19 protein-coding genes are annotated in these 22,686 nt (G+C 71.2%); 16 read left to right on the forward strand and 3 right to left on the reverse strand.

Annotation, left to right across the window (positions count from 1 at the left end; all coding sequences use genetic code 11):
- The first annotated feature begins 67 nt into the window (after positions 1-67).
- Positions 68-3,754 (forward strand): methionine synthase, encoded by a 3,687-nt coding sequence (metH, locus tag DDE18_RS06215; RefSeq protein WP_211754448.1) that lies wholly within the window; start codon positions 68-70, stop codon positions 3,752-3,754.
- A gap of 101 nt (positions 3,755-3,855) precedes the next feature.
- On the forward strand, positions 3,856-4,491 hold the full coding sequence (locus tag DDE18_RS06220) for an HAD family hydrolase (RefSeq protein ID WP_281258349.1): 636 nt from the start codon (positions 3,856-3,858) through the stop codon (positions 4,489-4,491).
- On the opposite strand, the gene DDE18_RS06225 is transcribed toward DDE18_RS06220, so the two are convergent.
- Complete coding sequence (locus DDE18_RS06225; protein ID WP_116571362.1) at positions 4,478-5,383, reverse strand: RecB family exonuclease; 906 nt, start codon at positions 5,381-5,383, stop codon at positions 4,478-4,480. The two genes, DDE18_RS06220 and DDE18_RS06225, sit on opposite strands and share 14 nt — an antisense overlap.
- 69 nt (positions 5,384-5,452) lie before the next feature.
- Between DDE18_RS06225 and DDE18_RS06230 the strand changes: the two genes are divergently transcribed.
- The 7 genes from DDE18_RS06230 (at position 5,453) to prcA (ending at position 13,400) form a co-directional block, all read left to right on the forward strand.
- Positions 5,453-6,613 carry a site-2 protease family protein gene (locus DDE18_RS06230; protein WP_245916473.1) on the forward strand — a complete coding sequence of 387 codons (1,161 nt, stop codon included), beginning with the start codon at positions 5,453-5,455 and terminating at the stop codon, positions 6,611-6,613.
- Positions 6,614-6,624: 11 nt separating this feature from the next.
- Positions 6,625-7,608 (forward strand): tRNA (adenine-N1)-methyltransferase, encoded by a 984-nt coding sequence (locus tag DDE18_RS06235; RefSeq protein ID WP_116571364.1) that lies wholly within the window; start codon positions 6,625-6,627, stop codon positions 7,606-7,608.
- Between the two features lie 96 nt (positions 7,609-7,704).
- A complete protein-coding gene (gene arc, locus DDE18_RS06240; RefSeq protein ID WP_116571365.1) occupies positions 7,705-9,465 on the forward strand; it encodes a proteasome ATPase in 1,761 nt (586 codons plus the stop codon).
- Positions 9,466-9,666: 201 nt separating this feature from the next.
- Positions 9,667-11,175 carry a depupylase/deamidase Dop gene (dop, locus tag DDE18_RS06245; protein ID WP_116571366.1) on the forward strand — a complete coding sequence of 503 codons (1,509 nt, stop codon included), beginning with the start codon at positions 9,667-9,669 and terminating at the stop codon, positions 11,173-11,175.
- Positions 11,176-11,240: 65 nt separating this feature from the next.
- Positions 11,241-11,438 (forward strand): ubiquitin-like protein Pup, encoded by a 198-nt coding sequence (locus DDE18_RS06250; RefSeq protein WP_116571367.1) that lies wholly within the window; start codon positions 11,241-11,243, stop codon positions 11,436-11,438.
- Between the two features lie 4 nt (positions 11,439-11,442).
- On the forward strand, positions 11,443-12,273 hold the full coding sequence (gene prcB / locus DDE18_RS06255; RefSeq protein ID WP_245916474.1) for a proteasome subunit beta: 831 nt from the start codon (positions 11,443-11,445) through the stop codon (positions 12,271-12,273).
- Between the two features lie 35 nt (positions 12,274-12,308).
- On the forward strand, positions 12,309-13,400 hold the full coding sequence (prcA, locus tag DDE18_RS24225; protein WP_425437541.1) for a proteasome subunit alpha: 1,092 nt from the start codon (positions 12,309-12,311) through the stop codon (positions 13,398-13,400).
- Here prcA and DDE18_RS06270 read toward each other — a convergent pair.
- A complete protein-coding gene (locus DDE18_RS06270; RefSeq protein WP_116571368.1) occupies positions 13,397-14,809 on the reverse strand; it encodes an FAD-dependent oxidoreductase in 1,413 nt (470 codons plus the stop codon). The two genes, prcA and DDE18_RS06270, sit on opposite strands and share 4 nt — an antisense overlap.
- A 51-nt stretch (positions 14,810-14,860) precedes the next feature.
- Here DDE18_RS06270 and pafA point away from each other — a divergent pair, with 51 nt between their 5' ends.
- The 7 genes from pafA (at position 14,861) to DDE18_RS06305 (ending at position 20,871) form a co-directional block, all read left to right on the forward strand.
- Complete coding sequence (pafA, locus tag DDE18_RS06275) at positions 14,861-16,222, forward strand: Pup--protein ligase (protein WP_116571369.1); 1,362 nt, start codon at positions 14,861-14,863, stop codon at positions 16,220-16,222.
- Positions 16,223-16,315: 93 nt separating this feature from the next.
- Complete coding sequence (locus DDE18_RS06280; RefSeq protein WP_165821059.1) at positions 16,316-17,266, forward strand: FKBP-type peptidyl-prolyl cis-trans isomerase; 951 nt, start codon at positions 16,316-16,318, stop codon at positions 17,264-17,266.
- A 35-nt stretch (positions 17,267-17,301) separates the two neighbouring features.
- Entirely contained in the window at positions 17,302-18,276 is a 975-nt protein-coding gene (locus tag DDE18_RS06285; protein ID WP_245916475.1) for a helix-turn-helix transcriptional regulator, read from the forward strand.
- Positions 18,273-19,256 (forward strand): helix-turn-helix transcriptional regulator, encoded by a 984-nt coding sequence (locus DDE18_RS06290; protein WP_116571371.1) that lies wholly within the window; start codon positions 18,273-18,275, stop codon positions 19,254-19,256. Before DDE18_RS06285 ends, DDE18_RS06290 begins: the two co-directional genes overlap by 4 nt.
- A 37-nt stretch (positions 19,257-19,293) precedes the next feature.
- Complete coding sequence (tatA, locus tag DDE18_RS06295; RefSeq protein ID WP_116571372.1) at positions 19,294-19,557, forward strand: twin-arginine translocase TatA/TatE family subunit; 264 nt, start codon at positions 19,294-19,296, stop codon at positions 19,555-19,557.
- Positions 19,558-19,562: 5 nt separating this feature from the next.
- Positions 19,563-20,399, forward strand: a complete 837-nt coding sequence (gene tatC, locus DDE18_RS06300; RefSeq protein ID WP_116571373.1) for a twin-arginine translocase subunit TatC — start codon at positions 19,563-19,565, stop codon at positions 20,397-20,399.
- Positions 20,400-20,439: 40 nt separating this feature from the next.
- Complete coding sequence (locus tag DDE18_RS06305; RefSeq protein ID WP_116571374.1) at positions 20,440-20,871, forward strand: hypothetical protein; 432 nt, start codon at positions 20,440-20,442, stop codon at positions 20,869-20,871.
- Here DDE18_RS06305 and DDE18_RS06310 read toward each other — a convergent pair.
- Positions 20,868-22,679 carry a S9 family peptidase gene (locus DDE18_RS06310; RefSeq protein WP_116571375.1) on the reverse strand — a complete coding sequence of 604 codons (1,812 nt, stop codon included), beginning with the start codon at positions 22,677-22,679 and terminating at the stop codon, positions 20,868-20,870. The genes DDE18_RS06305 and DDE18_RS06310 overlap by 4 nt on opposite strands.
- Positions 22,680-22,686 lie beyond the last annotated feature (7 nt).

Consider the following 22,686-nt stretch of genomic DNA (forward strand, 5'->3'; position numbering starts at 1 on the left):
GACTTCCGTGCCCGAGACGACGTTCGACGCGCACCACCGTCCCGACGCCACCGCCGCCCTGACGGCGATGCTCCGGGAGCGGATCCTGGTGGTCGACGGCGCGATGGGCACGGCGATCCAGCGGGACCGGCCGGACGAGGCGGGCTACCGCGGAGAGCGGTTCGCCGACTGGGAGTCGGACCTCATCGGCAACAACGACCTGCTCACGCTGACGCAGCCGCACATCATCGCCGAGATCCACCGCGAATACCTCGAGGCCGGCGCGGACCTGATCGAGACCAACACGTTCAACGCCAACGCGGTCTCCCTGTCCGACTACGGCATGGCAGAGCTGGCCTACGAGCTGAACTACGAGGCGGCACGCCTCGCGCGCCGTGAGTGCGACGCGATGACCGAGCGCACGCCCGACCGGCCACGCTACGTCGCGGGTGCCCTGGGGCCGACGACGCGCACGGCCTCGATCTCGCCGGACGTCAACGACCCGAGCGCGCGCAACGTGACCTACGACGAGCTCGTCGCGGCGTACACGACTGCCACCCACGGCCTGCTCGACGGCGGCGCGGACGTGATCTTCATCGAGACGATCTTCGACACCCTCAACGCCAAGGCGGCGATCTTCGCGGTCGAGGGCGTCTTCGAGGAGCTCGGCCGCCGGTGGCCCGTCGTGGTCTCCGGCACCATCACCGACGCGTCCGGCAGGACGCTCTCGGGCCAGACCACCGAGGCGTTCTGGAACTCCGTGCGCCACGCGAAGCCGCTGCTCGTCGGCCTCAACTGCGCGCTGGGCGCCAAGGAGATGCGCCCCTACATCGCCGAGCTGAGCCGGGTCGCCGACACCTTCGTGTCGTGCTACCCGAACGCCGGGCTGCCCAACGCCTTCGGTGAGTACGACGAGGCCGCGGCCGAGACGGCGGCGGTCGTGGGCGAGTTCGCGGCCAGCGGGCTGGTCAACCTCGTCGGCGGCTGCTGCGGCACCACGCCCGACCACATCGCCGCCATCGCCGAGGCCGTCGAGGGCGTCGCCCCGCGCGAGGTGCCGTCGGTCGAGCCGGCGCTGCGCCTCTCCGGCCTGGAGCCGCTCAACGTCACCGAGGACAGCCTGTTCCTCAACGTGGGCGAGCGCACCAACATCACCGGGTCGGCCCGCTTCCGCAACCTGATCAAGGACGGCGACTACGACGCCGCCCTGGCCGTCGCTGCGCAGCAGGTCGAGAGCGGCGCGCAGGTCATCGACGTCAACATGGACGAAGGCATGATCGACGGGGTCGCGGCGATGGACCGTTTCCTCAAGCTGGTCGCCTCCGAGCCCGACATCAGCCGCGTCCCCGTGATGGTCGACTCCTCCAAGTGGGAGGTCATCGAGGCCGGGCTCAAGTGCGTGCAGGGCAAGGCGATCGTCAACTCGATCTCCATGAAGGAGGGCGAGGACGCCTTCCGCGAGCACGCCCGCCTGTGCCGCCGCCACGGTGCCGCCGTGGTCGTGATGGCCTTCGACGAGGACGGCCAGGCCGACAACCTCGAGCGCCGCAAGGCGATCTGCGACCGGGCCTACCGGATCCTCGTGGACGAGGTCGGCTTCCCGGCCGAGGACATCATCTTCGACCCCAACGTGTTCGCGGTCGCGACGGGCATCGAGGAGCACGCGTCCTACGGCCTGGACTTCATCGAGGCCACCCGCTGGATCAAGGACAACCTGCCCCACGCCCGGGTCAGCGGCGGGATCTCGAACGTGTCGTTCTCCTTCCGCGGCAACAACCCCGTCCGCGAGGCGATCCACGCCGTCTTCCTCTACCACGCGATCCGCGCCGGCCTCGACATGGGCATCGTCAACGCGGGTGCGCTCGCGGTGTACGACGACGTCGACGCCGAGCTGCGCGACCGCATCGAGGACGTCGTGCTCAACCGGCGCCCCGACGCGGCCGAGCGCCTCCTCGAGATCGCCGAGACCCACAACCGGGCCGCCGCCGACGTCGAGGCGACGGAGGAGGAGTGGCGCGCGCTGCCGATCGGCGAGCGGATCACCCACGCGCTGGTGAAGGGCATCGACGCCCACGTCGAGGCCGACACCGAGGAGCTCCGCCAGGCGATCGCGGCCCGCGGTGGCCGCCCGATCGAGGTGATCGAGGGCCCGCTGATGGACGGCATGAACGTCGTCGGCGACCTCTTCGGCGCGGGCAAGATGTTCCTGCCCCAGGTGGTCAAGAGCGCCCGCGTGATGAAGAAGGCCGTCGCCTACCTCATCCCGTTCATCGAGCAGGAGAAGCTCGACAACCCGGAGTACGCCACCGCCAAGGACACCAACGGCACCATCGTGATGGCGACCGTGAAGGGCGACGTCCACGACATCGGCAAGAACATCGTCGGCGTCGTGCTGCAGTGCAACAACTACGAGGTCATCGACCTCGGCGTGATGGTGCCTGCCCAGAAGATCCTCGACACGGCCGCCGAGGTCGGGGCCGACATCATCGGCCTCTCCGGCCTGATCACGCCGTCCCTCGACGAGATGGTCAACTTCGCCGCCGAGATGCAGCGCCAGGGCCTCACCATCCCGCTGCTGGTCGGCGGTGCCACCACGTCGCGGGCCCATACCGCGGTCAAGATCGACCAGAAGTACGACGGCCCCGTGGTCTGGGTCAAGGACGCGTCCCGGTCGGTGCCGACCGCGGCGGCGCTGCTGCACGAGACCCAGCGCGAGACGCTGCTGGCGGCAGTCAAGGAGGACTACGACGCGCTGCGGGCCCGGCACGCCACCAAGCACGACCGGCCGATGGTGCCGCTGGAGAAGGCGCGCGCCAACCGGACACCGATCGACTGGTCGTCGTACACCCCGCCCGCTCCGCGGCAGCAGGGCGTGCACGTGCTCGACGGCTACGACCTCGGCGAGCTGCGTGACTACATCGACTGGCAGCCGTTCTTCAACGCCTGGGAGATGAAGGGCAAGTTCCCCGACATCCTCAACAACCCGGCGTCCGGCGACGCCGCCCGCAAGCTCTACGACGACGCGCAGGCGATGCTGGACCGGATCGTCGAGGAGAAGTGGCTCACCGCCCGCGCCGTCTACGGCTTCTTCCCGGCCAACGCGGTCGGTGACGACGTCGAGGTGTACGCCGACGACTCGCGGTCACAGGTCCTGGAGACACTCCACCACCTGCGCCAGCAGGGCGAGCACCGCGCGGGCGTGCCCAACCGGGCGCTGTCCGACTTCGTGGCCCCTCGCGAGACCGGGCTGCCCGACCACGTCGGCGGCTTCGCGGTCACGGCCGGTCACGGGGTGAAGGAGCGGATCGAGAGGTTCCGCGCCGAGCTCGATGACTACTCCGCGATCCTGCTGGAGTCGCTGGCCGACCGGCTCGCGGAGGCCTTCGCAGAGCGGCTGCACGAGCGGGTCCGCAAGGAGTTCTGGGGCCACGCCCCGGAGGAGGAGCTCGACAACGAGGCGCTGATCGCCGAGCGCTACACCGGCATCCGCCCCGCACCCGGCTACCCCGCGTGCCCCGACCACACCGAGAAGGCGACGCTCTGGCGGCTGCTCGACGCTGAGGCGGCCACCGGCATCGAGCTGACCGAGTCGATGGCGATGTGGCCCGGCGCGGCCGTCTCGGGCTGGTACTTCTCCCACCCCCAGTCGCAGTACTTCGTCGTGGGCCGCCTCGGCCGTGACCAGGTCGCGGAGTATGCCGAGCGCAAGGGCTGGACGCTCGCGGAAACCGAGCGGTGGCTCTCGCCCAACCTCGGGTACGAGCCGGAGGACTGACAGTGACTGTGAGCCAACCGGGCGGTGGTGACGGAGGTTTCGCATCACACGGCGGCGGGGGCGGCGAGCTCGCTGGCGCTCGCACGCCTTTCCCCGCCGCCGTGCTCTGGGACATGGACGGCACCCTCGTCGACACGGAGCCGTACTGGATCGAGACCGAGTTCGCGATGGCCGAGAAGCACGGCGGCACGTGGAGCCAGGAGCACGCGCTCAACCTGGTCGGCAACGACCTGCTCGTCTCGGGCGCCTACATCCGCGAGCACATGGGCATTGACCGGACCCCCGCGCAGATCGTCGACGAGCTGCTCGACGGTGTCGTGGAGCGGGTCCGCCGGTCGGTGCCCTGGCGACCGGGGGCGCGTGAGCTGCTGGAGCACCTGACCGCGGACGGCGTGCCGTGCGCGCTGGTGACGATGTCGTGGCAGCGCTTCGTGGAGCCGATCCTCGACCGCCTGCCCGACGGCACGTTCGCCGCGGTGGTGACAGGGGACATGGTCGAGTTCGGGAAGCCGCACCCGGAGCCCTACCTCGTCGCCGCCCAGCGCCTCGGCGTACTCCCGGGCGACTGCCTCGCCATCGAGGACTCCAACACCGGCGCCAAGTCGGCCGAGGCCGCCGGCTGCCTGGTGCTGTGCGTGCCCAACCACGTGCCGATCCTCGACGGCGAGCGGCGGGTCTTCGTGGACACCCTCGAGGGGATGAAGACCGGGGACCTGGCGGCGCTCAGCGCGCCGTGATGCCCTCGTCGGTGTCGAGGTCGCCGGACGGGTCGGGCACCGGCACCCTCTCCGGCAGCGGCGGGGGTGTGCCACCGAACTCCGGGCACAGCGACTGGAACGAGCACCATGCGCAGAGCTGGCTGGGGCTGGCACGCCAGTCACCCGACTCCTCGGCGGTGCGGATGGCCCGCCAGATCGCCTCGACCTTGCGCTCGGTGGCGAGGAGGTCGGCCTCGTCGGGCTGGTAGCGCAGGATCTCGCCGCTGCCGAGGTAGACCAGCTGGAGCATCGCCGGCAACACGCCCCGGGTGCGCCAGAGGACGAGGGCGTAGAACTTCATCTGGAAGAGCGCCTTGGCCTCGAAGCCGAGTCCAGGTGCCCGGCCGGACTTATAGTCAACGATCCTGAGCGCCCCACTCGGCGAAACGTCGAGCCGGTCCACGAACCCCCGCAGCAGGAGCCTGGAGTCGAGCAGCGCCTCGACGTAGAGCTCCCGCTCGGCGGGCTCGAGCCGGCGCGGGTCCTCGAGGGTGAAGTAGCGCTCGATCACGTCGCGGCAGCTGGCCAGCCAGGAGACGACGTCGGGCCCCTCGCCGCCGAACATCTCGGCGACCTCCGGGGCGGCCGCGAGGAGGGCCTCCCAGGAGGGCACCAGCAGGTCTGCGGCGCGCTCGGGGGTGCGCTCGTGGGCGGGGAGGTCGAAGAGGTCCTCGAGGACCTTGTGCACGACCGTGCCGCGGACGGCGTCGACCGAGGGCGCCTCGGGCAGCTTGTCGATCGAGCGGAACCGGTAGAGCAACGGGCAGGTGAGGAAGTCGCCGGCCCGGCTCGGCGAGAGCGCGCCCAGGACCTCGACGCCGTCGACGGGCGTCGAGACGACGTCGGCCGGGGAACCTGTCTCGGGTCGCATGCAGCGCACCCTAGGCGAGCCCACCGACACCGGTCTCCGTGTCCACGCCGGGGCGGCTAGGCTCGGATGGTGCCAGCAACCCCGGCCGACAAGTCCGAACCCCCCGCCCATCCCTCGCGACCGCCGGGGACCTTCCGCGTGGGCTCGATCGCCGGCAGTGACGTGCTCGTCACGTCCTCGTGGTTCCTCGTCGCCGCGCTGATCGCCTTCACCGTCGCACCGCGGATCGAGCAGGTCCAGCCCGGTCTCGGGTTCTGGAAGTACGTCGCGGGCTTCGTCTTCGCCGTCGTCCTCTACCTCTCGGTGCTGCTCCACGAGGCGTCGCACGCCCTGATGGCCAAGCGCTACGGCTTCGCCGTCAGCTCGATCACGCTGCACTTCCTCGGTGGCATGACCGAGATCGACGGCGCGGCACGCCGGCCGCGCCAGGAGTTCATGATCGCCGTCGTCGGGCCGCTCACCTCGCTTGCCGTCGGCCTCGCCGCCGTCGGCCTCTGGTTCATCACCCCGGACGGGCTCGTCCAGGTCGCGGTCGAGGCGCTCGCGGGCGCCAACCTGCTCATCGGCATCCTCAACCTGGTGCCCGGCCTGCCGCTCGACGGCGGGCGCGTCCTCAAGGCCGCGGTGTGGGGTGCCTCCGGCAACGAGCACCGGGCCACGATCGTCGCAGGCTGGGGCGGGCGGATCGCTGCCCTCCTCCTGCTCCTGTGGCCCTGGGTGCAGTACGAGGTCTTCGACGTCCCACCCACGCTCTTCGACTACCTGCTCGTGCTGGTGCTCGGCGCCTTCCTCTGGACGGGCGCGACCGCCGCGATGACCCATGCCCGGCTGCGCCGGCGCCTCCCGCACCTGATCGCCCGCCCGCTGGCGCGGCGTACCCTCACCGTCCCCGAGGACCTGCCCCTCGCCGAGGCGATCCGCCGGGCCCGGGACCAGGACGCCGGCAGCATCGTCACCGTGACCGGCTCCGGCCGGGTCACCGGCATCGTCAACGAGGCGGCCGTGCAGGCCACCCCGGACGAGCGCCGGCCCTGGATCGCCGTCTCCGCGGTCGCGAGGTCGCTGGAGGACGAGCTCACCCTCCCCGCAGACATCGCGGGCGAGGACCTGATCGTCGCGCTCAGCCGCCGCCCGTCGGAGGAATACCTCCTGGTGGAGGACTCGGGGGAGATCTTCGGGGTGCTGGCGACATCCGACGTCGATCGCGCGTTCCGGGAGTCCCGGCACTAGCCTCACCATCCATGTCCGACCAGCAGACGCCCACGAACGAGCTCGCCGACGTCGCCCCCGAGGCATGGTCCGGTGTCCACCGCGGACCGCTGCGCGCGGGCGAGTGGGTGCGGCTGACCGACTCCAAGGGCCGTCGGCACAACTTCGAGCTGGTGCCGGGCAAGCGCTTCTTCTCCAACCGCGGCCACCTCGAGCACGACGACCTGATCGGCCGGGAGGAGGGCTTCACGATCGCCTCCTCCGCGGGGGGTGAGTACCTCGTCTTCCGGCCGCTCCTCTCGGAGTTCGTGGTGTCGATGCCGCGCGGCGCCGCGGTGATCTACCCCAAGGACGCCGCCCAGATCGTCGCCCTGGCCGACGTCTTCCCCGGAGCGACCGTCGTCGAAGCAGGCGTCGGCTCGGGCGCCCTGACCTGCTCGCTGCTGCGCGCGGTCGGCCCCTTCGGGAAGGTGGTCTCCTGGGAGCGCCGCGAGGAGTTCGCCGAGGTCGCCCGGCGCAACGTCGACCAGTTCTTCTCCGCCCCGGACGGCCGGACGCACCCGGCGTGGGACCTGCGGCTCGGCGACCTCACCGAGGAGCTGCCGAGGTCCGGCCAGCGTGCCGACCGCATCGTCCTCGACATGCTCGCGCCCTGGGAGTGCATCGACGCGGTGGCCGACGCGCTGGTCCCCGGCGGCATCGTCTGTGCGTACGTCGCGACGACGACGCAGCTGAGCCGCATCGTCGAGACCCTGCGGGCCCACGGCGGGTTCACCGAGCCGCAGGCGTGGGAGTCGCTGGTCCGCGACTGGCATGTCGAGGGCCTCGCGGTGCGACCCGGCCACAAGATGATCGGCCACACCGCGTTCCTCGTGACTGCGCGCCGGATGGCGCCGGGGGAGCAGGCCCCCCGCAAGAAGCGCCGCCCCGCCCCGGGTGCCTACGGCGTCGACTACACGGGGCCCCGCCCCGCCGACCTGCCGCCCGAGGTCGTCGAGGAGCGCTTCGACGCCTGACACCGCCGCGACGCCAATTCGTGACCAACACGAGCGGTTATCCACTTCCCTTCACCCCCACCTTGGGTAATGTCCCAAGAAGAGGAGGTGACGCACATGTCCGAGTCGACACGTGGCGCCGACGGGTCCGGAAGCCAGCACAACCCCGAGGAGATGGCCGCCCAGGTGCGGTTCCTGGAGGCCGAGGTCATCGACCTGCGCCGCCGCCTCAGCGAGTCACCGGGGGCGTCCCGGGGCCTGGAGCTGCGCCTCGCCGACACCCAGCGCTCCCTTGCAGCCGTCACCAGCCAGAACGAGCGCCTGGCCCAGACCCTCCGCGAGGCCCGCGACCAGATCATGAAGCTCAAGGAGGAGGTCGACCGGCTGGCGCAGCCGCCGGCGGGCTTCGGCACCTTCCTGGCCCGCAACGAGGACGACTCGGTCGACGTCTTCACCGGCGGCCGCAAGCTGCGCGTCAACGTCAGCCCCAACGTCGACCTCGACGAGCTGGTCAAGGGCCAGGAGGTCATGCTCAACGAGGCCCTCAACGTCGTCGCGGCGCTCGAGTTCGAGCGTGTCGGCGAGGTGGTCATGCTCAAGGAGCTCCTCGCCGACGGTGATCGTGCCCTGGTGATCGCCAACGCCGACGAGGAGCGCGTCGTGCGCCTCGCCGAGCCGCTGATGACCGAGCACCTCCGGGCCGGCGACTCCCTGCTGCTCGACACCCGGGCCGCCTACGCCTACGAGAAGGTGCCGAAGTCGGAGGTCGAGGAGCTGGTCCTCGAGGAGGTCCCCGACATCGACTACAGCCAGATCGGCGGCCTGATCAGCCAGATCGACGCCATCCGCGACGCCGTCGAGCTGCCCTACCTCCACCCCGACCTCTTCAAGGAGCACAAGCTCAAGCCGCCGAAGGGCGTGCTGCTCTACGGCCCGCCCGGCTGTGGCAAGACGCTGATCGCGAAGGCGGTCGCCAACTCGCTGGCCAAGAAGGTCGCGGCCAAGACGGGCCAGGAGGGGAAGTCCTACTTCCTCAACATCAAGGGCCCCGAGCTGCTCAACAAGTACGTCGGCGAGACCGAGCGGCACATCCGCCTGGTCTTCCAGCGGGCGCGCGAGAAGGCGTCCATGGGCACGCCGGTGATCGTCTTCTTCGACGAGATGGACTCCCTGTTCCGCACCCGCGGCTCGGGCGTCTCCTCCGACGTCGAGAACACGATCGTGCCCCAGCTGCTGAGCGAGATCGACGGCGTCGAGCTGCTGGAGAACGTGCTCGTCATCGGCGCCTCCAACCGCGAGGACATGATCGACCCCGCGATCCTGCGGCCGGGCCGGCTCGACGTGAAGATCAAGATCGAGCGTCCCGACGCCGAGTCGGCGCGCGACATCTTCTCGAAGTACCTCACGGCCGACCTGCCGCTGCACGGCGACGACCTCGCCGAGTTCGGCGGCGACCCGCAGGCGTGCGTCGAGGGCATGATCCGGGCCGCGGTCGAGCGGATGTACACCGAGTCCGAGGAGAACCGCTTCCTCGAGGTCACCTACGCCAACGGCGACAAGGAAGTCCTCTACTTCAAGGACTTCAACTCCGGCGCGATGATCCAGAACATCGTCGACCGCGCCAAGAAGATGGCGATCAAGGACTTCCTGGACCACGACCAGCGTGGTCTCCGCGTCCAGCACCTGCTGCAGGCCTGCGTGGACGAGTTCAAGGAGAACGAGGACCTGCCCAACACGACCAACCCCGACGACTGGGCGCGGATCTCCGGCAAGAAGGGCGAGCGCATCGTCTTCATCCGCACGCTCATCACCGGCAAGCAGGGCACCGAACCGGGCCGATCGATCGACACGGTTGCCAACACGGGCCAGTACCTCTGACCCCCACCCCCCAGGAGAATCCCGTGAGAACCATCATCATCCTCATCGTCGTCATCCTCATCGTGCTGGCCGTCCTGGGCTTCCTGCGCCGCCGCTGACGCCTCCAGAGCCCTTCAGCCAGGCACCCCGGCCCCGCCCGTCGAGCCGTAGGTCCACGGGTGGGGCAGGACGTGCTCGGTCCACACCCGTAGGCTCAGGTGCATGAGCGTACGTCGGGTCATGGGGACCGAGGTGGAGTACGGCATCTCGGTGCAGGGCATGCCCGCGGCCAACCCGATGGTGGCCTCGTCCCAGGTGGTCAACGCCTACGCCTCGTCGACGGTCAAGGCACGCCGGGCTCGGTGGGACTTCGAGGAGGAGTCGCCACTGCGGGACGCCCGTGGCTTCGACATGTCGCGCCAGGTCGCCGACCCGAGCCAGCTGACCGACGAGGACATGGGGCTCGCCAACGTCATCCTCACCAACGGTGCACGGCTCTACGTCGACCACGCCCACCCCGAATACTCCACCCCCGAGGTCACCAACCCACTCGACGTGGTGCGCTGGGACAAGGCGGGGGAGCAGGTGATGCTCGACGCCTCGAAGGCGGCAGCACGCATCCCGGGCGCCTCGCCGATCCTGCTCTACAAGAACAACACCGACAACAAGGGCGCCTCCTACGGTGCGCACGAGAACTACCTGATGCGGCGCTCGACGCCGTTCGCCGAGATCGTGCGCCACCTGATCCCGTTCTTCGTCAGCCGCCAGGTGGTCTGCGGCGCCGGCCGCGTCGGGATCGGCCAGGACGGCCGCGAGCACGGCTTCCAGCTCAGCCAGCGCGCCGACTACTTCGAGGTCGAGGTCGGGCTCGAGACGACCCTCAAGCGGCCCATCATCAACACCCGCGACGAGCCGCACGCCGACCCCGAGAAGTACCGCCGGCTCCACGTGATCATCGGCGACGCCAACCTCGCCGAGGTCTCGACGTACCTCAAGGTCGGGATGACCGCGCTCGTCCTCGCGATGATCGAGGACCGCTTCATCACCCGCGACCTCAGCGTGGAGTCCTCGGTGGCCTCATTGCGGGCGGTGTCGCACGACCCGGGGCTGACCCACCTGTTGCGCCTCCACGACGGCCGCACGCTCACGGCGGTGCAGCTGCAGATGGAATACCTCGAGCTCGCCCGCAAGCACGTCGAGGACCGGCTGGGTGCCGACGCCGACCCCCAGACGCTCGACGTGCTCGACCGGTGGGAGTCGGTGCTGACCCGGCTCGAGGACGACCCGATGCAGCTGGCCGGCGAGCTCGACTGGGTGGCCAAGCTCAAGCTGCTCCAGCAGTACCGCGACCGCGACGGGCTCGAGTGGGACGACGCCAAGTTGCACCTGATCGACCTGCAGTACGCCGACATCCGTCCGGAGAAGGGCCTCTACCACCGGCTCGTCGCCGGAGGCCGCATCCAGCGCCTGCTCGACGACGCGTCGGTCGAGAGGGCCATGCACGACCCGCCGGAGGACACCCGCGCCTACTTCCGGGGCCGCTGCCTGGAGAAGTACGCCGACTCCGTCGCCGCCGCGTCCTGGGACTCCGTGATCTTCGACCTGCCCGGCCGCGAGTCGCTGCAGCGCGTGCCCACCCTCGACCCGCTCCGCGGCAGCCGTGCCCACGTCGGCGAGCTGCTCGACCGCTGCGACACCGCCGAAGAGCTCTTCCGCGCCCTCACCCACTGAGACGCGGGCCGCGACAGGTGACCAATCCGCTTGTGGGGTCGGTGGGAGTGGATAGGGTCGGAGGCATGGCCCAGGAGCAGAAGCAGCCGCGCAAGAGCTCGGAGAACGACGAGGTCGTCGAGGAGGTCGTCGAGACCGACGTCGCCGAGCGCAAGGAGGTCATCGACGACGACGTCGACGCCATCCTCGACGAGATCGACGACGTGCTCGAGACCAACGCGGAGGACTTCGTGAAGTCCTTCATCCAGAAGGGCGGGGAGTGAGGCCTTGAGCGACTCGCGCCTGCCCGCGTCGTTCATGGCGCCCGGCACGTCCAGCTTCGCCGACTTCCTGGGGGACCACCAGCCCGACCTGCTGCCCTCGCGCCGCGCCGTACCCACCGGGAACGCCGGAGACCTGGCGCCGCACGGCACGACGATCGTGGCGGCGACGTTCCCCGGCGGCGTCGTGATGGCGGGTGACCGCCGGGCGACGATGGGCAACGTCATCGCCCAGCGGGACATCGAGAAGGTCTTCCCGGCCGACGAGTTCTCCGTCGTCGCCATCGCCGGCACCGCGGGCCTCGCGGTGGAGATGGTGCGCCTCTTCCAGACCGAGCTGGAGCACTACGAGAAGATCGAGGGCACGACGCTGTCGATGGACGGCAAGTCCAACCGGCTCGCCGCGCTGATCCGGGCCAACCTGGGGCTCGCGATGCAGGGCCTGGCCGTCGTGCCGCTCTTCGCCGGCTTCGACCTGGAGACCGAGAAGGGCCGGATCTTCAGCTACGACGTGACCGGTGGCCGCTACGAGGAGACCGCCTTCCACTCGGTCGGCTCGGGATCGCTGTTCGCCCGCGGCTCGCTGAAGAAGCTCTACCGCGACGACCTGACGGCCGAGGAGTCCGTGATGGCCGTCGTGCAGGCGCTCTACGACGCCGCCGACGACGACTCCGCGACGGGCGGCCCCGACCTCACCCGCCGGATCTTCCCCGTCGTGCACGTGATCACCGCCGACGGAGGCCGCCGCGTGCCCGACGCCGACGTGGCCGAGATCGCCGACCGCGTCATCACCGGCCGCATGCAGCGCCCCGACGGCCCCGCCGCCGAGCTGGTCTGACTCACGACAGGCTCGACCACCGAAATGAGTAGCCGATGAGCATGCCCTTCTACGTCTCCCCTGAGCAGCTGATGAAGGACCGCGCCGACTTCGCCCGCAAGGGCATCGCGCGCGGCCGGTCGGTGGTGGCGGTGCAGTACGCAGACGGCATCCTGTTCGCGTCCGAGAACCCGTCCCAGGCGCTGCACAAGGTCAGCGAGATCTACGACCGCATCGCCTTCGCCGCGGTCGGGCGCTACAACGAGTTCGAGAACCTGCGGATCGCGGGCGTCCGGCTCGCCGACATGCGCGGCTACGCCTACGACCGCCGCGACGTCACCGGCCGCGGCCTGGCCAACGCCTACGCCCAGACGCTCGGCACGATCTTCTCCTCGGGCGGCGAGAAGCCCTACGAGGTGGAGATCTTCGTCGCCGAGGTCGGGGACGCACCCTCGGAGGACCAGATCTACCGGCTCACCTACGACGGCCAGGTGGCCGACGAGCACGGCTTCGCCGTGATGGGTGGCGCAACCGAGACCGTCGCCTCCTACCTGCGCGAGCGGTACGCCGAGGGAGCCGACCTGCAGTCGGCGCTGCGCCTGGCCGTCGAGGCGCTCGGCCACACCGACGCGGGTGACCGCGTGATCCCCGCGGGTGACCTCGAGGTCGCGGTGCTCGACCGCACCCGCAGCCAGCCCCGCAAGTTCGTGCGGCTGCGCGCGACCCGCCTGGTCGAGCTCCTCGGCGAGCGCGGGCCGGAGGTGGAGGCCCCCAGCAGCCCCGAGGACCGGCAGCCCGGCTCGTCCCCGGCGGGCTCAGCCACCGACGACCCTCGCGACCCGACCGACCAGGTGAGCGGCTCGGTGCCGCCGCTGGAGCACCCGACGACGGGGGAGCCGCCGGTCGCGCCGCCCGTGGCCCCGCCGACCGCGCCGCCACCCGCCCGGCAGCCGCCGCCCCAGCCCATCGACCCTGCGCAGCCGGGCGAGCCCACGCCGCCCGCCCCGCAGCCGCCGCCGCCCCAGCCCACCGACCCGGCACAGCCGGGCGAGCCGACGCCGCCCGGGCCGCCGCCGCCGCTCCCCGACCCGTCGGAGCCGCCCGCCCCGGGCACCCCGCCGACCGACTCCGGGGATCCGCTGCCCTAGTGCTTGACCGGCGCGCGACAGCCTGACACCGGCCTCGTGGCCGGGCCCTCGAGCACCGCGCCGTCGGGTGAGAACCGCGACCCGTGCAGCGGGCAGTCCCACGACTCCTCGGCGTCGTTCCAGCGCAGCACGCCGCCCAGGTGGGTGCAGACGGGGCCCCGCTCGTCGTCCGACGTGAGCGTGCGGGCTGCCCAGCCGCGCGCCAGGTGCACCCCGACGGTGCCGTTCAGCACCAGCGCGTGTGGCAGGGCGGTGAGCTCCCGGGGGGTCCAGCTGCTCAGCGCCGGCCCCCAGGGCGGGCGACTCTCGCCGAGCACGGTCTTGCTGAGCAGGAGCGCGGAGGCGGCCGCGTTGGCGAAGCCCCACTTGTCGTAGCCGGTCGCGACCAGCAGCCGCTCGTCACGGGGGAACAGGGGACCGGCGTAGGGCAGCGCGGTGACGGGCGTCTGGTCCTGCGCGGACCAGGTGTGGGTGAGGTCGTCGACGGAGAGCTCGCTCCGGGCCCACGCGACCAGGTCCTCGACCTGGGTGCTCTCGTGGGGGCCGCGGCCGGTCGTGTGCCCGTTGCCGCCCACCAGCACCAGCTCCTGGTCGCCCTCGGGGACGGAGCGGATCGAGCGGGTCGTCGCGTCGCAGGAGAGGTACATGCCGGGCGGGCTCCACGACGACCTGAAGGTCGCGGCGTACGAGCGGCTCGGCTTGAGGCGGGCGAAGAACCCGGCGCGGTCGAGGATCGGCATGCTGGTGGCGATCACGACGTGCCCGGCGCGCACGGTCGCCCGGGCGGAGCGCACGACGAGCTCGTCCCCGCGCTCCACGTCCTGGACGCGGGTGCCCTCGTAGATGGCGCCTCCCTCGGCGATCACCTCCGAGGTCAGCTCCTCGAGCAGCTCCATCGGGTGCAGCTGGACCTGGCCGTCGAGCCGGATCGCCCCCTGGGTCGCGAAGGGGAGGCCGGTCTGGTCGGTCCACTCGACGGGCAGTCCCGCCCGCCGGCTCGCCAGCAGCTCTGCGCGGGCCCGGGCCACGCCGAGCCGGGTGGTGGCGTAGGTGTAGGCCGGCTTCACCTGGTGCCGCACGCCGTGGTCCTCGCAGAACCGCCTGAGCCAGGCCTGCCCCTCGAGGTTGGCATCGACGTACTGCCTCAGCGTGTGGGGTGGGTTGCGGGTCGCGATGCGGGAGAGCCGGGTGCCCTGCAGCACGCAGACCTTGGCGGTGGTGTGTCCGGTGGTGCCGGCCCCGATGCGGCGCGCCTCGAGCAGGATGACGGACTTGCCGGCACGCGCGAAGAGCAGCGCGGTGAGGAGTCCGGTGATCCCGCCCCCGACCACGCACACGTCACATCGGGCCTCACCTGCGAGCGGTGGGTACGTCGTCCGCGGACGATCCAGCCAGAGAGGTGTCAGCATTACGCAGCGGTACCCGCCCCGCGGTAGGTCTATCGGTCTAGTGTGACTGGCATGGACCGCCGCATCTTCGGGATCGAGAACGAGTACGGCGTCACGTGCACGTTCCGGGGCCAGCGGCGCCTGAGCCCCGACGAGGTCGCCCGCTACCTCTTCCGCAAGGTGGTGAGCTGGGGCCGGTCGAGCAACGTGTTCCTCCGCAACGGCGCCCGGCTCTACCTCGACGTCGGCAGCCACCCGGAGTACGCCACGCCCGAGTGCGACGACGTGATCGAGCTGGTGACCCACGACAAGGCGGGCGAGCGCGTGCTCGAGGGCCTCCTGCTGGACGCCGAGCAGCGGCTCCACGACGAGGGCATCGCCGGCGACATCTACCTGTTCAAGAACAACACCGACTCCGCCGGCAACTCCTACGGCTGCCACGAGAACTACCTCGTCGGACGTGCCGGGGAGTTCACCCGGCTCGCCGACATCCTGATCCCGTTCCTGGTGACCCGGCAGGTCGTCGTGGGCGCGGGCAAGGTGACCCAGACCCCCCGAGGCGCGTCGTACGCCGTCTCCCAGCGTGCCGAGCACATCTGGGAGGGCGTCTCCAGCGCCACGACGCGGAGCCGGCCGATCATCAACACCCGCGACGAGCCGCACGCCGACGCCGAGCGCTACCGCCGGCTGCACGTGATCGTCGGCGACTCCAACATGAGCGAGACCACCACCATGCTCAAGGTGGCGTCCTGCGACCTGGTGCTGCGGATGATCGAGGAGGGCGTGGTGATGCGCGACCTCACGATGGAGAACCCCATCCGCGCGATCCGCGAGATCTCCCACGACGTGACCGGCCGCCGCAAGGTGCGCCTCGCCAATGGGCGCGAGGCCAGCGCGCTCGACATCCAGGGGGAGTACCTGTCCAAGGCGCGCGACTTCGTCGACCGCCGCCAGATCTCCACGCCGGTCATCGAGATGGCGCTCGACCTCTGGGAGCGCGGCCTCAAGGCCATCGAGAGCGACGACCTCGGCCTGGTCGACCGCGAGATCGACTGGGTCATCAAGTGGAAGCTCATCGAGCGCTACCGGGCCAAGCACGGGCTGCCCCTCGGCCATCCGCGGATCGCCCAGCTGGACCTGGCCTACCACGACATCCACCGCGGCCGCGGGCTCTACTACCTGCTCGAGAAGCGCGGAGCGGTGGCGCGGGTGACGACCGACCTCAAGATCTTCGAGGCCAAGAGCGTGCCGCCGCAGAACACCCGCGCGCGGCTGCGCGGCGAGTTCATCCGCAAGGCCCAGGAGCGCCGGCGCGACTTCACGGTCGACTGGGTGCACCTCAAGCTCAACGACCAGGCGCAGCGCACGGTGCTCTGCAAGGACCCCTTCAAGGCGTACGACGAGCGGGTGCAGCGGCTGATCGACGGGATGTGACCCGGGCCGGCTCTCGGGTGCTCAGCCTGCCCTCAGGGCCTGCGGATAGGGTGTGCGCGCCCGTGCAGACCGCGTCTTCCTGAGGTGAATCCCGTGCTCCGTCGCACCCGCTCCCGCGCCACCGCCGTGACCGGCGTTCTCCTGCTCGCCCTGGGCGGTCTGGCCGCCTGCGGTGACGACGAAGGAGCCGGCGCCTCGGGAGCAGGCCTCGACTCGGTGACCATCGAGGGCGAGGCCGGCAAGGAGCCCAAGGTCAGCTTCGACGGCAAGGTCGCGGTCGACGAGACCGAGGAGAAGGTCGTCAGCGAGGGTGACGGCGAGGAGGTCGCCGACGGCGACAGCGTGCTGGCCCACCTCTGGATCGGCAACGGCTTCACCGAGGAGCAGGCCTTCACGACGTGGGACTCCGGGAAGCCCGAGCTGCTCACGGTCGACGACCAGCTCAGCGGCGCGATCAGGGCCGGCCTGGCCGACCACACGGTCGGGTCGCGGGTCGCCGTCGCCGCCACCGCGGAGGACGCCTTCGGCGAGGCGGGCAACCCCCAGCTGGGCATCGGCAACAAGGACTCCGTCATCTTCGTGATCGACCTGGTGGGCAAGATCAGCACCGAGCCGAGCGGCGAGGAGAAGACGCCAGCGAAGTGGGCGCCCACGCTGGTCGAGCAGGACGGCACGATCACCGGCTTCGACTTCTCCGGGGCGCACAAGCCGGGTGGCAAGCTGCTCGAGACGACCCTGGTCAAGGGCGACGGCCCGGTCGTGAAGAAGGGCCAGACCATCTACGTCAACTACCTCGGCCAGGTCTACAAGGCCGACAAGCCCTTCGACGACTCCTACAGCAAGGGCACGCCCGCGTCGTTCCCGATCGGCGTCGGCGGCGTCGTCGAGGGCTGGGACCGGACGCTGGTCGGCAAGACCGTCGGCTCGCGCGTGATCCTGGAGATCCCGCCCGCCATGGGCTACGGCGAGGCCGGCAACAAGGGCGCGGGGATCAAGGGCACGGACACCTTGTTCTTCGTGGTAGACATCCTCGGGGCGGCCTGATCCGGGTCCCGCCCACGAGCGGGAGGAGCACCGGGGTGGAGAAGTCGGAGCGACTGCTCAACCTGCACATCATGCTGCTCGCGCAGCGCCGGTTCGTGTCGAAGGGCGACATCCGGCGGATGCTCTACGCCGACTATCCCGACACGCCCGCCGGTGACGAGGCGTTCGAGAAGACCTTCGAGCGCGACAAGGACGACCTCCGGGAGCTCGGCGTCGTGATCGAGGTCGGCACGATGGACAAGTTCTTCGAGGACGAGGTGGGCTACCGCATCCCGCCCGACGAGTCGGCGCTCCCGGAGATCCGGTTCGAGGCCGACGAGGCCGCGGTGCTGGGGGTGGCCGCGCGCGCGTGGGAGCAGGCGGCGTTCGCCAAGGCCACCACCGAGGCGCTGCGCAAGCTGGCCGCCTCGGGCGTGGAGGTCGACCGCAGCCGCCTCGACGTGGTCGCCCCGCGGCTGCGCGCCGAGGAGCCGTCGTTCGACGTCTTCTGGGACGCCACCCGCAAGCGCCGGCTGGTCACCTTCGACTACCGGAGGCCGGGCGAGCCCCAGCCGACTCGTCGCCGCCTGCACCCCTACGGCGTGGTCCGCTCGTCGGGCCGGTGGTACGTCGTCGGGCACGACCTCGACCGCGGCGAGGAGCGGGTCTTCCGGCTCAGCCGGGTCGTGGGCGACGCCCGCGCCTCGGGCCGGGCCGGCGCGTTCGAGGTGCCCGCCGGCACCGACGTACGCCGCATCGCCGACACCCTCGCGCCCACTGCTCCCGACGTGGAGGCGGTCCTGCTCGTCCGCCAGCACGCCGGCGTCGGCCTCCGGCGCCGGGCCACCCTGGTCGAGGACGACGTCCCCGGTCCCGACGACCGCACCAGGTGGGACCGGGTCACCCTGACCGCCCCCGAGTCGTCGCTCGCCGACGAGGTGCTCACCTACGGCGCGAGCGTCATGGTCGAGGCGCCGGAGTCGCTGCGCGACGAGGTCGTCGACAGGCTCCGCCGGGTGGTGTCCCGATGAGCGCCGCCAGGACACCCGCGACGACGGCCCGCGACCAGGTCGCCCGGCTGCTCGCGCTGGTGCCCTATCTCCACAGCCGCGGCGAGGTCAGCGTCACCGAGGCAGCCGCGGCGCTCGACGTGGACCCCGACCAGCTCGTCAAGGACCTGCGCGTCCTCTTCCTGTGCGGCCTCCCGGGCGGCTATCCCGACGACCTCATCGACGTCGACCTCGACGCCCTGGAGGGCGAGGGCATCATCCGGGTCAGCAACGCCGACTACCTCGCCCACCCGGTCCGGTTCGCGCCCTCGGAGGCGGCCGCCCTGGTGGTGGCGCTGCGCGCGATCGGGGAGCGTACGCCGTCGGCCCGCGACGTCGTCGAGCGCACCCTGGCCAAGTTCGAGGCGGCCGGGGCCGGGTCGGCGGAGATGCACGTGACCTCCGAGCCACAGACCGCGCCGGGAGACCTCCTCGCCCTGCTCCAGGGAGCGATCGACCGCGGCCACCAGGTGGAGCTGACCTACCACGTGCCGACGCGCGACGAGCAGGCCGCGCGCACGGTCGACCCGCGCGCCGTGACCCACGTCGGCGAGGTCGCCTACCTCGACGCCTGGTGCCACACCGCCCAGGGTGACCGGGCCTTCCGGCTCGACCGCATCGTGGAGGCGCGCGAGCTCGAGACGCCGGTCGCCTCGCCGGGCTCGGGCCCGCGCGACCTGACCGGCGAGTGGTTCAGCGGCGCGGAGACGACCCGGGTCACCCTGGCGCTGGAGCCCCCGGCCCACTGGGTGCCCGAGTACTACACCGTCGTCGCCCAGCGCCCCGGGCCCGACGGCATCCTCGAGGTCGACCTCGACGTCGCGGGGGAGCCGTGGCTGCGCCAGCTGCTGCTCCGACTGGCGCCGCACGCACGCGTCGTACGCCCCCGAGAGTTCAACGAATCGTTCACAGCCGGTGCACGGGAGGCGCTCAGCCTCTACGGGGACACCGGCGTACGATGAGAGACGAACCATCCGTCCACACCTTGGAGTGACCCCCATGCTCATCCCCCTCATCGGCATGCCGCAGGGCGCCGAGTGGCTGGTCATCCTGGCCATCGTCATCCTGGTCTTCGGCGCCGCCAAGCTGCCGGAGCTGGCGCGGGGCACGGGGCAGGCGCTGCGGATCTTCAAGACGGAGACCAAGGGCCTCCGCGACGACGACGACAAGGCGGAGACCAAGGCTCCCGAGCAGCTCGACGCGCCACGCGCGACCGAGTCGGAGCAGGCCGTCCCCGAACGGCGCGACGACACCACCGCCTGACCCGGGTGAGGATCCGCGGTCTCGTCGACCTGCTGACGGGCCGTCCGAAGCACCCGGTGGGTGCGGACGGACGGATGGCGCTGTCCGACCACTTCCGGGAGCTGCGCGCGCGCCTGATCAAGGCCGTGCTCGTCCTGGCCGTCGGGATCGCGGTCGCGCTCTTCTTCTTCGACCAGCTCTTCGACCTCGTGCTGGGCCCCTACAACCAGGCGCTGGAAGCGCTGCCGGAGGGCACCAGCTTCCCCACCACCCGGGGGGCGGCGGGCGGGCTGATGCTCTACCTCAAGCTCTGCGGCTTCGCCTCTCTGGTGTGCACCAGCCCCTACTGGCTCTACCAGATCTGGGGGTTCATCCTCCCGGGGCTGCACCCGCACGAGCGCAAGTGGTCGCGGATCTTCGCCGCGATCGCCGGGCCGCTGTTCCTCTGCGGCGTGCTGCTCGGCTACTTCACGCTCCCCAAGGGCCTGGAGCTCCTGATCGGGCTGAACCCCGAGGGCGTGACCAACCTGGTCGACTTCAACGAATACCTCCAGTTCTTCACCCGCACGCTGCTCGTCTTCGGCATCAGCTTCGAGATCCCGGTCTTCGTGGTGATGCTCAACCTCGCGGGCATCGTCTCGGGCAGGGCGCTGGGGGCGCACCGCCCGTGGATCATCGTCGGCACGTTCATCTTCGCCGCGATCGCCACCCCGTCGGCCGACCCCTTCACGATGACGCTGATGGCGGTCCCGATGGTGGTGCTGTTCCTCCTCTCCGAGGTGATCGCGAGGTTCAACGACCGTCGCCGCCGGGCGCGCAGGCCGTACGCCGGCCTGTCGCCCGACGAGCTGTCGCCGCTCTGAGCTTTCGGGGCTCCGTCACCACGTCTGACAGGGTTGGGCCGTGGACATCCCGACCCTGACCGACGTCGACCCGTTCGACCTCCCCGACTGGCTCGGCACCGCCGACGTGGTCTGGGAGTCGGCGGCAGGGCTGCGCACCGGCCACCATGTGCAGGGCACCCTGGTCGCCGCCGGCGAGCAGCCGCTCCCGTGCGACCTGCTCGCCGTGGACGAGGCCTACCCCGCGCCGGTCACCGACGACGACTCCCGCGCCCGTGCCCACCAGGCGTGGCGGCACGGCCAGGTGCTGCTCGGCCACCTCGCCTGTGAGGAGTACGCCGAGCGGCTGACGCTGGCAGTGCCGGGCACCCGCTTCGACGCCGACCGGGTGATCGACGCGCTGAGCCGGCTGGCCAAGGCCGTCGGGGCGTCGCCGGACCGCTACGCCGCACTCCTGCGGATCGGTCGGGAGCTGCCCCGCAAGCCGCGCTAGTCCCTCGCCACCTGCCGCACCACCCAGGTCAAGGCGCTGGTGTAGGCGTCGAGGCGGTTGGGCCGGCGGGCCAGGCCGTGGCCCTCGTCGCCGTAGACCTTGAGCACGCACTCGATCCCCTTGACGTCCAGGGCGGCCTTGATCTGCTCGGCCTCGGAGAGCGGCACCCGGGGGTCGTTGGCGCCGTGGATGACGAACAGCGGCGCCCGCATGGCGTCGAGGTGGGTGATCGGGGAGGCGGCGACCAGGAAGTCGCGGTGGTCCGCGAGGGTGCCGTACTCCCGCTCCCGCACCGCGCGCCGGTAGTCGGACGTGTTCTCCAGGAACGTCACCAGCGACGAGATGCCGACGACGTCGACGCCGGCTGCCCAGAGGCCGGGCTGCATCGTGAGGCCGGCCAGCACCATGTAGCCACCGTAGGAGCCGCCCCAGAGCACGGAGCGCTCCTGGTCCAGGCCCAGCGTCGGCAGCCACGCGTGCAGCGCGGCGAGGTCGGCGACCGAGTCCAGGCGCAGCTCGACGTCGTCGAGGGAGTACCACCGCTTGCCGAAGCCGGTCGACCCGCGGACGTTGGGGACGAGGACGGTGAGGCCGGCCGCGCACATCGCCTGGGTCATCGGTCCGAAGCTGCGCGGGGCGGTGGACTCCGGTCCGCCGTGCACGACGACGACGCTGGCCCCCGCGAGGGCCGGGTCGGCGTCGGGGTGGGGTGGGTAGACGAAGCAGGGGACCTGCTCGCCGTCCGGCGTCGGGCAGCGCAGCACCCGTGGGCTCGACAGAACGTCGCGCAGGTCGGCGGGGAGCGCCTCGCGAGCGTCGACGAGGAGCATGGCCTCCCCGGTGGCCGCGTCGACGCAGTGGAGCGAGCCCGGGTCGGTGGGCCGGGAGGTGACGACCACCAGCCGGCCGCCGTCGGCCGCCCACACGACACCGACCACTCCGTCCTCAGGCACGTCGACGCGGCACCGCAGCCGGCCGTCGGCCTCGTGGATGCCGAGCTTGTCCACGCCGTCGACGCGGGTCGCCGCCGCGATCGACCGGCCGTCCGGCGAGAGCCAGCCGGCCACATCGTGGTCCCCGTCCTCCACGAGCGTCGTCCACGCGCCGTCGGTCACCTGGACGAGGGCGCAGTGGTCGCGGTCGTGGTTGCTGGCGAGCACCACGCCGGTGTCGTCGTCGGTGAAGCCCAGGCTCTCGTGCCACGCGTGCTCGCCTACGTCGGTGACGTCCCGCGTGCCGTCGGGTCCCGACACGCTCACGGCGGTGGAGTTGGGCAGCAGTGTCAGCCGCGTCGTCGCGACCCGGGTCAGGTCGTGCGAGACGTGGGACCCCACGACGTAGCCGCCCTCGTCGTACACGACGGACTCGTCACCGGTGGCGAGGTCGCGGACGACGACGTCCATGTCGACCTCGTTGCGGCGGTTGGTGGAGTAGACGACCGCCGTGGCGGTGACGTCGAGAAGCGGATTCATGTGCGCCGGGTCCGCGACGAGGGGCGTGAGGTCGTCCGGGGTGGCCGGCCGTCCGAGCGGCTCGCCGAGGTCGAGCAGCGAGAGCTGGTGCTTCTCGTCGCCGCCCTGGTCGTGCTGCACGACGACGAGCCGGCGGCCCGGGACGTAGCGGCCCGAGCAGGGGGAGGGCAGATCGGTGAGCTGGGTGCGCGAGCCGTCGGGGGCCAGCTCGACGAGCTGCATGCTGCCGGGCTCGTCCGAGCCGGCGAGCACCCTGCCCTCGCCGTCGATGTCGAAGGCGGTCCAGAGCGGGAGCTGCAGCAGCTGGCGGACGGCGCGTTGCGGGTCGGGCGGCATGCGTCGA

The sequence above is a fragment of the Nocardioides gansuensis genome, assembly GCF_003076135.1.
GTDB lineage: Bacteria > Actinomycetota > Actinomycetes > Propionibacteriales > Nocardioidaceae > Nocardioides > Nocardioides gansuensis.